The following is a 12,768-nucleotide window of genomic DNA, read 5'->3' as shown; positions in this document are numbered from 1 at the left end:
TTTTTCTAGCTTTAACCTTGAATTAAACCTGCAATGATATTAATGCTCATTGCCACAATCATCGTATTAAAAAAGAAAGAAAAAATGCCATGAAATAAAGATAATCGCCGCAGCGATCGCGATCGAATAGCCACGTCTGAAACCTGACTGGTCATACCAATTACAAAAGAGAAGTATAGAAAATCCCAGTAGTCCGGTTCAATATCATCGGGGAAGTCCAAACCGCCTGCATGACTATCTTTTAGGGTTTTATGATCTTGATAATATTCATGGGCATAATGCATGGCAAAAATTGTATGCACGAGCAACCAAGACCCAATAATCGTTACGCCTAAAAGCGTTACCCGCAAAATCAATAGCTCTGTTTCAATACCCTTGGTATCTCGGAGCACAAAGCCGATCGCCAGAATACTGGCACAGGCCGCCGCCACAATTAAGCTCAAAATCACCAAACGTCCTTCGTCTTGGCTCTGGGCATTGCGGCGCATGTTCTCGGGTGTTCCTTTGAGCATCAACAACCAAGTTAATCCTAAAAAGCAAACCATGCCTGCATCCCACATACAGAGCAGGTGCGTAGAGAGCTGAAACCGAGATGGCAGTAAAAAGGAAATAATTACAGCAACGAAGATAGAAATTAGAAGTCGGGGACGCACGCTCCAATGCCGAGGGAGTTTAGGTCGATGCAAAGGATTCATACATTAAAAGCCTCAAATTCAAAGATTTCTGACTTCGCTTAGCGTCCGTGGTTTGAGTGGAGTCGAAACCTAAACCTCTATCGTAGGGGCAATTCATGAATTGCCCCTACGAATTCTAAAGAATTCCCAAATCCTAGAGCGATCGCGTTCCTTCAGGCGGAACCACAAAGGCATAATCGCTAACCACCTTGCCGCCGATCATATGTTCTTGCAAAATCTGCTCTAGGACGGACTCAGTCACCGAGTGATACCAAACGCCTTCAGGATAAACCACTAAAATTGGGCCCAGTTCGCATACCCTCAGACAATTTGCCTTCGTCCGAAAGGTATGCGCTTCGAGATCGAGTTCCTTAATCCGTTTTTTGAGATAGTCCCAAACTTTTAGCCCGACTTCCTTTTGGCAGCAGAGGGGCTTGGTCTGATCGGCACAGAGAAAGAGATGTCGCTCGATTCGGTCGATCGAGAGCTTTTGAACGCGATCGCGCAGGATTTTCTCAATCTCTGATGGAATCGGGTCAGACTGGATCTGTTCCAAATCTGTACCAGATTCTTTATCTAAGGCAGCATCTGCGATCGCCACATCAGGGGTTGATTTCATTAATCTGCTTTTTGGTATTGCGAAATTGATAAGCGGGATTAATCCCAGGCAAGCCCAACATCTGACGCACAGCCACATCGACGACAGGGAATTCGATTCTGCCCTCTTGGTCAAAGACCTTTTCGCCAAGAGCGTTAATCAACACGGTTTGGGGTACTAAACCTCTGTAGTAAAAGCCTTCATCCGTAGGGGAATAGTTAGAAGTGTCGGGGTCTAAACTATCGACGGGTACGGGAATTAAGGTCAGGTTTTTGGTATAAAAAGCCTGCATTTGATTGAGCAATGGGGAGAAGAGTTTGCAGTCAGAACTATCATCGACATAAAACAACAGCAACGCCCCTCGCCCTAGTCGTAGAGATTCTTTGAGGTTGACTCTCGCAGGTACGAGCGAACCATTTCCACCATAGAGCGCAAAGATATTGCCGTCATAGCGATCGTCCGTCAAAACTGCCGAAGCCGAGGGAGAGAGCAGCCCCGATAACCCGACGATGCACAAAAATGCGATCGCTAAGGTAAGTCCGCGCTGTAAAAACCTCGCTAAACCTCGACCCAATAACAAACTTAAACACCCATGCAGGCGATCGGATAACCAACTATTCATCGTATATTCCAAGCTATGTAAAAGCTATTCACAAGTGCTAGCTATGGATAACAACTTAGCACTCATGGAACCCATGGGCGCGAATCAAGTCAAAAAATTCTTTCTTCATGTGGGGGTCGCTTCTAAATGCCCCGCGTACGATCGAGTTGATCATTTTGGTTTCTGGTTCCTTGACCCCGCGCCAGCTCATGCACATGTGCTGGGCTTTGATCACAAACGCTAAACCCTTAGGCTTAATCAGATTTTCGATCGTGTCAGCCACCATAACAGCCGCTTCTTCTTGAATGTGCGGGCGACTCATAACCCAATCAACTATGCGGTTAAACTTTGAAATGCCAATGACGCGATCGCTTGGCAAAATGCCCACCCAAGCTTGACCGACGATCGGGACAAAGTGATGAGAGCAGGCAGAACGCACGGTAATCGGGCCTAGTGTATAGATTTCATCTAATTCTTTAGCATTGGGGAAATCGGTGACCTTGGGCATGGGATGATAGCGCCCTTTAAACACTTCATCGACATACATTTTGGCAACGCGCCGTGCTGTTTCTCTGGTGTTGTGATCGTTTTTGGTGTCGATAATCAAAGAGTCAAATACGCTTTGCATTTTGGCTTGAATTTCTAATTTCAGTGCCTCTCTCTCTTCGTCGCTGAGATGATGCGCAATGCTGTCATTGGCAAAATAAGGATCGCCAGCCGCTTCGATGCGATCGCGAATAACTTCCGAAATAGGCTGTTGGATCAAAATTTGCTCTAAGGATGAAATTGCCGATCGCGAATCTCTCGGATCGTTATCAGGATTGACAGCAGCAGGACGGGGGACTGAAATTGTCATGTTAATTTAAAACTTTTGCTTGACGATACAAAGGAATTTTGGTTGTGGCAGGGTGTGCTAAATCCAGAGAAACCCAAACTTAAAGATCTAAGGGGCTAAACGATCTTGAATATTGACAAGATCGACCCAGATCTGATTGCCACAGGCTACGATCGCTAAATCCCACGAAAGAACTTAACAACGAACAAGCAGCAGGACTTTAATCATTACCGATCTGTCGGAATCTATCTTCTGCCCATAGATTGAATTTTTTATATTGACTTAATATTCACTTTTACAATTCTAAATCAAGGAACAATTAGTTGTTCGCAATCTTCCATAAAATCGCCCAAAAGTTCTGAATATATAAATTCTTCAAGCTCGGAATCCTACAGATAATTTCATCTCTGAGTATTTCTACTTATGGAAATGAGAACTCACGCGTTACAACACCCCTGCATTGGGCATGAGAACCAAATCGGTAATTACGGCGCTGGGGGGTAGGGTCAGCAAACTTAAGATTGCTTCAGCTACCGTTTCGGGTTGTAACATCATTTTGCGATCGAAATTTGCCGCTACTTCCGCACCCAAACTATCCCACAAAGGCGTATCCACAGAGCCAGGGCAAATGGACATGACTTTAATACCGTGCGATCGCTCTTCCGCCGCCAGTGCTTGGGTGAGCCCTAAGATGGCAAACTTACTGGCGCTATAGGCTCCCCAACTGGGAAATGCCTGTTTGCCCGCGATCGAGGCAACATTGACAATCGTGCCATGACCTTGCGATCGCATCGTGGGTAAAACCGCTTGAATGCACTGAAACACGCTGGTGAGATTTAAATCCATGAGGCTTTGCCAAGTGGCTAAGGGCATATCAATAATTTCGCCCACATAAGCCATCCCTGCATTGTTGATTAAAATATCGACCCCACCTAGGTTTGCGATGACATTTCCGATCTGGCTTGCCACCTGATCGACATTGGCTAAATCGATCGCGTAGGTTTTTGCTTTGGCTTTGGTTTCTGCCACCACCCCTACCAACTCGATTGCGACATTAGCAGGATTGCGACTGACTAGAGCAACCTCTGCCCCTGCTTGGAGCAATTGCAACGTCACCTGTTTGCCGATGCCGCTACTTGCGCCCGTGATAATAACTTTTTTCCCAGCCAGATCGCTCGCCATAGTAACCCACTTAACTCGTGTTTTTTCTCAGTATGCAATAGTATTGAGCAGACTTATCGCGTAAAAGTGGGAGCCAAGGATTCATTTATGCAAACACCAATCTGGCCGTACATCACCCCCGGTATCTCTGACGATCTATTTGAGCGCTTACCTGGTATTCCCATGAGTAAGTGTGAAGTCAGGCTGTTGATGATCGGTCATCTGCGTTTGCGTGCCAACTCTATACTGTGGGATATCGGTGCAGGTACGGGCACTATTCCAGTGGAAACGGGGCTCATGTGTCCGAATGGGCGAGTCGTCGCGATCGAGCGTGATGAAGATGTTGCCGAACTGATTAAGATCAATTGCCAAAAATTTGGGGTTAAGAATGTCGAGATTATTGTGGGTAGTGCCCCAGAATGTCTTGATATACTAGGGGAAGCGCCCGATCGCATCTGTATTGAGGGCGGTCGCTCGGTCAAAGAGATTTTGGAATATTGCTGGCAACGTCTGGCGATCGGCGGCAGGGTGATTGCCACAGCCAATACCCTAGAGGGGCTGTACGGTATTTCTGAAGGCTTCGCGCAGCTCCAAGTTCGCAATGTGGAAGTTGTCCAGTCTTCAGTCAATCGTTTAGAAGCCAGAGGGACTCGCCAAACCTTTGCAGCAGTCAATCCGATCTTTATTCTCAGTGGCGAAAAATTAGAATAGCGTTAATAAAATCAGACAAAAGGAATAGGGAGAAGATGAAACCTTTGACTAGGTGCATTCCTGATAGCGTTCCTTAAACTTCTTTTGTTGAATATTGTGATCGACAATGGGAGTGGAATAGTTGCGTTTTTTGCACTGGTGGGGAGGAATATTACCACTGAGCAACTCGGCTTGGGTGAGTCCGCGCAACTCAGGCAACCATTGGAGGATGTATTCTCCTTCAGGATCGTATTTACGGGCTTGGGCGATCGGGCTAAAGATGCGCATGGGCTTGGGATCCATGCCGCTAGAAGCGCTCCATTGCCAGCCCCCATTATTTGCGGCAAGATCGCCATCAATCAACTTCTGCATGAAATAGCGTTCTCCCTGCTGCCAGTTAATCAGCAAATCTTTAGTGAGAAAACTGGCGACAATCATGCGACAGCGGTTATGCATCCATCCCGTTTGGTTTAACTGTCGCATCGCCGCATCGACGATGGGATAACCCGTTCGTCCTTCGCACCAAGCTTCAAAATATGTGGGATTTTCATCCCACTCAAATCGCTGCATCTTGGGGCGATAGGCAGTGTCTGCGAGTTGAGGAAAGTAAAAGAGAACGTGTTGATAAAATTCGCGCCAAGCCAATTCCTGTCGCCAAGTTTGAATGCCAATCTGCTCTTCATTGCTCCGCACGCGATCGCTTGCCATCACCGTAGCAGACCAGACACGACGAATTCCAACCGTACCAAATCGCAAGTGCGGACTCAACATCGAGGTTCCAGCATTCGCAGGAAAGTCTCTTCCCTCCTTGTAGCGCAAAATGCCATTGGAATCGCAAAAGGCTTCCAATAATTGTAACGCTTCTGCCTCACCCGATTTAGCGATCGCTTGATCGTGGCTAAATTCCAAATCTTTCAGGCTTGGTAGGGAAATCGCGGCAACCTTGTCATCGTTCGGTAAGCCCAATAATTTCTGAGGTCGCTCGCAGGGGGCAGGTTTGGGTTTGTCGATCCAATTGCGCCAAAAGGGGGTGTAAACCTTGTAAGGTTCGTGTGCTTGCGTCGCGATCGCATCGGGAGCATGTAACCCAATATCGACGAATCCTCTAACCTCGATACCATTTGCTTGCAGGGCTGCTTTGGCAGCATTGTCCCGCGAGATCGCCAAGGGTTCTACATCCTGATTGAAAAAAACTCGATTTGCCCCCAAACTTTGGGTGAGGTGCAAGAGCCTTTCTACGGGTTCGCCATAGAGAAAGAGGAGCTTACTACCGATCTCTGCATAGCTCTGCTCGAGTTCTTGGAGGCATCCCAACATAAAGTCCACCATGCCGCCACCCACCCCATTACTTTTAAGAATGGCAGGATCGAAGATGAACGCACCCACAACCGCACCAGCGATTTGTGATGCTGCCTCAAGGGCGGGATTATCGTCGATGCGCAGATCGCGACGATGCCAGACAATCGTGACATCTTGGGTGCGATTGGAATTGTTAACGGGCATAAATTCTCATTCCTGGCGGCGTTTTTCCTAGCGACGTTTTTTGTTGGGGGCGATCGCTTCGGCTTGAGCAATTTCAGCATCGAGAATGGTTTGACCCGTGGCAGCCAAAAAGACATCATCGAGGCTAGGGCGCGATTGCGACAGACTGAAAATATTCACCCCAGCGTGGCTGAGCATATCCTGAATTTTGCTTACCGCATTCACATCGGGGGTAATCACCAGATTGATCGCATTGCCCTGGGCAGCGTTAATCAGGCTACTGCGCACAAACGGTAAATCGCGAATCAATGTTAAGGCTTGTTCCGCCTCTTGGCGATCGGCAAACTCCCGAATTCTCACGGTCAAGCGATCGCCGCCAACTTTAGACTTCAACTCCTCAGGCGTGCCCTCTGCAATCACTTTGCCCCGATCGAGGATTCCTACGCGATCGGCAAGGGCATCAATCTCTTCGAGATAATGGCTGGTTAATAAAACCGTGACGCCAGAGGCACGCAGTTTGCGTAAAAATTCCCAAATGGCGATGCGGGTTTGAATATCGAGTCCTACAGTCGGTTCGTCTAAAACCAATACTTGCGGCTGATGTAATAGTCCTGATGCCAAATCTAGGCGTTTTTTGAGTCCACCTGAATAAGTACCCGTGAGCTTATCGGCATACTCAGCGATTTGCAGCAAATCCAAAACAGCCTCAATCCGTTCCTTAATCTGGGCTTTGGGTAAATGATAAAGTGCTGCCTGTAAATTTAAGAGTTCGCGACCTGTAAGGACTTTATCTAGGGCAACTTCTTGAGCCACATAGCCAAGCCTTTGTCGAATTGCTCTTGGTTCGGTTGCGCCTGCAACGGTGATAACGCCTGCGTCAGGTTGGGTGAGCGTACAGATGCAACGCAGAACGGTGGTTTTGCCAGCCCCGTTAGGACCAAGTAGTCCGTAGATTTGCCCTTGGTCAACGGTCAGAGAAATTCCGTCTACAGCAACGGTACTACCATAGGTCTTTCGTAGATTTTCGATTTGTAGTGCCAGACGCATGAATGCCTCTATCAGTAACTAGTTTAGGTAAATGAGTAAGTGTAAGTAGGATGAATATTACTTTCTATGAACTAATTTTTACACATCTGCACTTACATCTGCATTTACGTTTGCATGCCGTTTGTATGCTTACTCGTGTGCCACTGTGAATTTATTGAATACCTGTAAAGAGTTCATAAAGCGACTGACGAAGCAATTTATTATTACAAAATATTAAGTTCTGACGGCAATAGATTGACTTAATGACAAATATTAACTTTGTTTAAATTCCGTCCTGAAAAATCCTTAATCATCTATTCTAGGCGTATGAAATAACTTGGAATAAAGATTTAACAGTAATTAGGTAAATTGTTTATAAAAAACATTTAAGTTTTTAATTCAATCCAATCTAGCTTCTGACTAAACTTAATTAATAAGTTATTTTTAATTATCTATGTGTTGTTAAAACATATGGAGTTTGTCGAAATGACAATGAAGTTCAGTCTAAGATTTAGTAAAACGACCTAAATTAAACTCTAGGCTTTGTTTTGGTTAGGGGGGTTGGGGAATATATAAATGTCTGGCAATGGTCATCTCGATTTAGTTCTAGCAACTAATTGAAACGATTTACTTAGGTTTATACTAAGTTATTCGCAATATTAATTGTTCAGCTAACAAAATTTAAAACGGAAGAAATTCATAGCTTTAAGTAAGCGGAATCTTAATATCCACGTCTGATGTTCTACGTAGATTTTGGGAGCCAGCTTATATAGTTCTTACTTCGTTTTAGATCTAAATTCAAGATATATAGCAATCCTAAATGAGTTGTAATTAATTTGTAGCGCGGGCATCTTGTCTGCAAGGGCTAGAAGCCCGTACTACGTTCGCAAACAATTTAAGGATCGTGCTATAGCTGTTGCGATTTAGTCATTCCCTGCAAGGAAATAATTAACGCAAACTATTTTAGATAAGTGCTAAATCTATGCCAGCAATTAACCGTGTTTTAGAAGATAAATCTCGTGAAGCCGATCGAATGTATCTCACAGATAGCGATCTCGGGTTGCTAGAGAGGTATGCAAAAGACTTTGCGAATCGAGCTAAAACCTATAATCTTTTGCGCGATCGCAACGAAGCCATTGTGAAGCAGTCGATCCAGATGCTTGCACTAAACTATCCAAGCTTAGTCGAAAAGCTTGCCGATCGCTGTAAATACGATATGTCCAACGTGTTGCGATATATTGCTTTGGCAATTTTGCGCGATGATGAGCAATTTTTTCGCGATCAGATGGGGGACTGGCTGTCAACCGTACTCTGTTCTTATCAGGTTTCAACAGAATGTTCGATGGCATACCGCAAAATGCAAGAGTCAATTAATACCCAACTACCCAGTGAGTGCGCCATTCTGGTCAAGCCCTATATCGATATGACTGTAATGTCATTATCCAGAAATGACTGATTTTGAACGGCAACCACGACTAACTACATTTCCGTTAATTAATTTCTATCTTTTAGCTACTTAGAACAGGAGAAGTGTAATCATGAATGACTTTAAGCCCATTACTCTCAGTCGCTCATCCAGTCCAGAAGAGCGTCAAATGGCTTTACAGCAGATCTATGCCCAAGTGCTAGAAAGACAACCCTACAAATTTGAACACAAGTTGCTGGCTAAGCATGAGAAAGAGTTTCTGAGTGGCAAGTTGGGCGTGAGACATTTTTTACATGCACTAGCGTGTTCTCAGGTCTATCAAGATAGCTTCTATTACAACTGTTCTAATCTCAAGTTTATTGAGCTTTGCTTTAAGCATTTTCTAGGTAGAGCTGTACTCGATCATGCGGAGATTAAAGTCTTTACAGACATCCTAACAAAGCGAGGCTATGAGGTGGTCATCAGTGAAATTCTTGGTTCTGAGGAATATCGTAAAGCCTTTGGTGGCTTCACCGTACCCCATGCTCGGACGTTGAAATTTTATCCCTCCACGCAGAATTTCTTGCAATCAGAGATTATCAAACACGAACATGTTGGGCAGCATGGCAGAATTGTACCTACACTCTACTGGCATCAACTGGGACTAGATTGTACTGGGGGCGTCTGCCGTCATCCTGAAGTTGATGGGGACTATCGGATTGAGGAAGATACAGTCAAACCCGATGCTGTGGCAGATGAAATTGAGGAACTTTTAAAAATGCTACAAGAAGATGACGCCAAAAGAGCGTTGCATAATTTATCAGATAACCAGCGATCGCTGCTCCGCAATTTGGTAGGTAAGTGATATGACGAAGTACTAAGCGTATTTTGCAGTAATTCCTATAGCCGCTGCCATACAGCATCCGATCCTCTCCCAATCTAAGGGATACAAGAGGATCGGATGCTTGTTTGAGTCCAGACTTTTCGACTATTTCCCAAGGATTAATATAGAATTACCTAGCGATCGCCAAGTTCGTTAGATATAGCAATCATGCCTGATGCATACGCAATTTTTTCTTTTCCTAGGATCGTAGGGGCAATTCATGAATTGCCCCTACAACATGCAAATCAAATAGGATTGCTATATCGACATGTTCTCTAAGCGATCTGGATTTGAGCCATAGGATGGGTGAATTGTGCAGGAACTTCAAAGATTGGAACAGATTATTTGTACGCTGCGGCAGCTAACAAGTCTGAATCTCTTATCAGGTTGGTATCGACAAGCCGATCTAGATGCATCCACAAAATGGCAGCCTGTCGCGATCGCGCAGTCCAGTCGAGGACAGGATATGTTGAGTTTCGCACAAAATGAAACGGGCATTCATCTTCGGCAAACTTGGACTGTTCCTCACAGAGAACCTCTTTCGCTACAGGGAGCCACTGCCAGACTGAGTTCGATCTGGTGGGCAGATTTTGCTGCAATATGGGTGAATGGACGCAGAGTACTGGAGGGAGATTTATTCGATCGGGAATGTCGGCTGTTGCTGGGTGAGAATCTGGAAGTCGGGCAGGAATTTTTACTTGAGATCGAATTGAATAGCCCCAAACACGATCGCGGCGCGTTACAAAAATCTGAAGTCCTGATTGAATACCCCCATAAGCCTTGCGATCCTGGTAAATTGGCCGACGAGTTGGCAGTGATTCAAGCCTATTTGCCAATTCTCCATACGCAGTCGGAATTGGAGAGAGATTTGTCAGAGGCGATCGCGCAATTGGAAACTTTACTGGCTGATGATGTTAGTGAGCGCAGCCTCACCGAATTGGCAAAAATTAGAGATTCGCTCTTACCGATCGGTAAATTTCTCAAGCAGAGGAGGGTTTATTTACTGGGAAATGCCCACATTGACGTGGCTTGGCTATGGGCGATCGCAGAAACCAAAGACGTCGTGAAGCGCACCTTTGCCTCGGTTTTGAATTTACAAAAACAATATCCAGAGTTAATTTTCAATCAAAGTACAGCCCTATCCTATGCTTGGATGGAACGAGAACAACCCGAACTATTTGCTCAAATTCAGACGGCAGTGCAGAAGCGACAATGGGAACTCACAGGCGGCATGTGGGTGGAACCAGACTGCAATTTGCCCAATGGCGAATCGCTGATCCGTCAGATTCTCTATGGCAAGAATTATTTCTTAGAGAAGTTCCAAACCGAGATCGAAATTGCTTGGCTACCCGATACCTTTGGGTTTAACTGGCAATTACCGCAAATCCTTGTAAAAAGTGGGTTTACTGCCTTTGTTACCCAAAAACTGATGTGGAATGACACAAACAAATTTCCCGAGCAAATCTTTTGGTGGCAGGGGTTGGATGGCAGTAAGATTTTCACCTATTTTAGTAACGAGATCGGTCTGGGCATCGAACCTGTGGCGATCGCAAAGTTCCTCTCAGGGCAAGAACAAAAGCATGGTATCCAAGACGGACTCTGGCTCTATGGTGTTGGCGATCACGGGGGTGGCCCCACAGCGGATATGCTCGATCTTGGGCGGGAGTGGGCAAAATCCGATATCTTCTTTACGGTGGAATCTGGCACAGCCGAGAACTTCATTCTCTCGCTTAAGGCATCGATTGAGGAATCCAATGCGAATATTCCTACTTGGAATGATGAATTATATCTAGAGTTCCATCGCGGCACCTATACAACCAAAGCCGATCAAAAGCAACAGCACCGACAAACTGAAATCTTACTGGGTAATGCCGAGAAACTCTGCGCGATCGCAGCGATCGTCAAAGCGGTAAATTATCCCAAAGCTAAACTCGATCTGGCATGGCAGGGCTTGCTGATCAATCAGTTTCATGACATTTTACCAGGCACGTCGATCCCTAAAGTATTTGAAGATGCCGATCGCACTTGGTCGGAAGTTCGAGATGTTTGTAATGAATTGATTGCAGAAGCGATCGCATCTCCTCCCTTATCTAATCGAGAACCAGCTAACCAAGTATGGAATTTGCTAAACTGGTCGCGCTCCGAACTGGTTGAGATTCCCAAAGAATTCCATAGCGATCAAAATCTTATTGAGGATTCTTACGATATCCAGCAAAGTAACCAATCGGAACTGATCCCCACACAGCAAACAGAAAATGGAATCCTGTTTAGGGCTACGGATATCCCAAGCATGGGAACTTGTGGATTTCAGTTAGTGCAAACACAAACGCCGCAGTCAGTCTCTGTTCCCCCATTAAGTATTTCAGAAGATAGCACTGCCATCTATTTAGAGAATCAATATCTCAAAGTCACCATCGATGCTCAGTCTGGTGAGATTTCGCAAATCTTTGATAAGCGTTACCAGCATTCCCTATTACGTCAACCCTGCGAACTACAATTTTTTAGCGATCGCGGACAATATTGGGATGCTTGGAATATCGATCCTGAATATGAAAGCAAACAACTTTCTGGGCTTCGGGTCGAAGGAATTTCTATCCACGAGCGAGGTGCGATTCGAGTCACCTTAATGGTTGTAAGGCGGTTTGAGAATTCGCAATTCCAGCAGGATATTCAACTGAATGCCTATGATGATCACCTTACCGTGAAAAATTGGGTGGATTGGCAAGAAGAGCATACCCTCGTAAAAGTGGCTTTTCCCGTCAGTTGGCGATCGCCCTTTGCTACCTACGAAATTCCAATGGGAGCGATCGAGCGCAGCACCTTGGGCGAAACTGCTGAAGCCAAAGCAAAATTTGAAGTGTCCGCACAGTTCTGGGCAGATATTAGCAGTGACGGGATCGGTTTGAGCGTTCTGAATGATTGCAAATATGGCTATGATGCCAAGCCAGACCAACTCAGACTAACGCTGTTGAGAAGCCCTAACTTCCCTTCGCCCCAGAGCGATCGCGGACAGCATGAGTTTACCTATCGCTTGGTTCCGCATCAAGGCAGTTGGCGCGAGGCGGGAATCGTGCAACAGGGCTATACGTTAAACCATCCTTGCCTGTTGAATTTGGCATTAAGCCAAGAGAACTTCAGTTTTCTGCGTACTTCTGCGCCCAATATCATTCTATCTGCGATGAAGCAATCTGAAGATCGATCGGGGTGGATTCTCCGTTTTTATGAATCCTTGGGACAGCCTGTAAGCACAGATATTTCCTTGCCACCAAACCTATGCATGATTTCTATTCTAGAATGCGATCTGATGGAAAACCCGATTTGTGAAGTGCAATGCTCAGATCGCCAATTCTCTACAAACTTTCTACCCTACGAAATCAAGACCTTTAAGCTGCTCCTATGCAAAAATTAGAGAT

11 protein-coding genes are annotated in these 12,768 nt (G+C 45.4%); 4 read left to right on the top strand and 7 right to left on the bottom strand.

Features of this window, described 5'->3' with window-relative positions:
- Window positions 1–11: 11 nt before the first annotated feature.
- The 5 genes from ACP2WE_RS05405 to ACP2WE_RS05385 form a co-directional block, all read right to left on the bottom strand.
- Window positions 12–695 (bottom strand): DUF1345 domain-containing protein, encoded by a 684-nt coding sequence (locus tag ACP2WE_RS05405; protein WP_425214568.1) that lies wholly within the window; start codon window positions 693–695, stop codon window positions 12–14.
- A gap of 133 nt (window positions 696–828) precedes the next feature.
- Window positions 829–1,293: a (2Fe-2S) ferredoxin domain-containing protein gene (locus ACP2WE_RS05400; RefSeq protein ID WP_425214567.1), complete on the bottom strand. Its 465-nt coding sequence runs from the start codon at window positions 1,291–1,293 to the stop codon at window positions 829–831.
- On the bottom strand, window positions 1,277–1,894 hold the full coding sequence (locus ACP2WE_RS05395) for a thylakoid membrane photosystem I accumulation factor (protein ID WP_425214566.1): 618 nt from the start codon (window positions 1,892–1,894) through the stop codon (window positions 1,277–1,279). The genes ACP2WE_RS05400 and ACP2WE_RS05395 overlap by 17 nt, the downstream gene beginning before the upstream one ends.
- Window positions 1,895–1,949: 55 nt before the next feature.
- On the bottom strand, window positions 1,950–2,729 hold the full coding sequence (gene folE / locus ACP2WE_RS05390) for a GTP cyclohydrolase I (protein ID WP_425214565.1): 780 nt from the start codon (window positions 2,727–2,729) through the stop codon (window positions 1,950–1,952).
- Between the two features lie 423 nt (window positions 2,730–3,152).
- The gene (locus ACP2WE_RS05385; protein ID WP_425214564.1) at window positions 3,153–3,890 is read right to left on the bottom strand and encodes an SDR family oxidoreductase; all 738 of its coding nucleotides are present in this window, start codon (window positions 3,888–3,890) and stop codon (window positions 3,153–3,155) included.
- 87 nt (window positions 3,891–3,977) lie between these two features.
- Here ACP2WE_RS05385 and cbiT point away from each other — a divergent pair, with 87 nt between their 5' ends.
- On the top strand, window positions 3,978–4,580 hold the full coding sequence (cbiT, locus tag ACP2WE_RS05380) for a precorrin-6Y C5,15-methyltransferase subunit CbiT (protein WP_425214563.1): 603 nt from the start codon (window positions 3,978–3,980) through the stop codon (window positions 4,578–4,580).
- 48 nt (window positions 4,581–4,628) lie between these two features.
- On the opposite strand, the gene ACP2WE_RS05375 is transcribed toward cbiT, so the two are convergent.
- Window positions 4,629–6,062 (bottom strand): cryptochrome/photolyase family protein, encoded by a 1,434-nt coding sequence (locus tag ACP2WE_RS05375; protein WP_425214562.1) that lies wholly within the window; start codon window positions 6,060–6,062, stop codon window positions 4,629–4,631.
- 27 nt (window positions 6,063–6,089) lie between these two features.
- Window positions 6,090–7,088 (bottom strand): ABC transporter ATP-binding protein, encoded by a 999-nt coding sequence (locus ACP2WE_RS05370; RefSeq protein ID WP_425214561.1) that lies wholly within the window; start codon window positions 7,086–7,088, stop codon window positions 6,090–6,092.
- Window positions 7,089–8,049: 961 nt separating this feature from the next.
- On the opposite strand from ACP2WE_RS05370, the gene ACP2WE_RS05365 reads away from it, so the two are divergent.
- From ACP2WE_RS05365 to ACP2WE_RS05355, 3 genes are all read left to right on the top strand, one after another.
- Window positions 8,050–8,523 carry a bilin-binding protein gene (locus tag ACP2WE_RS05365; RefSeq protein ID WP_425214560.1) on the top strand — a complete coding sequence of 158 codons (474 nt, stop codon included), beginning with the start codon at window positions 8,050–8,052 and terminating at the stop codon, window positions 8,521–8,523.
- An 82-nt stretch (window positions 8,524–8,605) separates the two neighbouring features.
- Window positions 8,606–9,337 carry a phycobilisome rod-core linker polypeptide gene (locus ACP2WE_RS05360; protein ID WP_425214559.1) on the top strand — a complete coding sequence of 244 codons (732 nt, stop codon included), beginning with the start codon at window positions 8,606–8,608 and terminating at the stop codon, window positions 9,335–9,337.
- A 331-nt stretch (window positions 9,338–9,668) separates the two neighbouring features.
- On the top strand, window positions 9,669–12,764 hold the full coding sequence (locus ACP2WE_RS05355; RefSeq protein ID WP_425214558.1) for an alpha-mannosidase: 3,096 nt from the start codon (window positions 9,669–9,671) through the stop codon (window positions 12,762–12,764).
- Window positions 12,765–12,768 lie beyond the last annotated feature (4 nt).

The sequence above is a fragment of the Tumidithrix helvetica PCC 7403 genome, assembly GCF_965232925.1.
Lineage (GTDB): Bacteria > Cyanobacteriota > Cyanobacteriia > Pseudanabaenales > Pseudanabaenaceae > Tumidithrix > Tumidithrix helvetica.
This window is presented reverse-complemented; position numbering and strand designations above follow the sequence as displayed.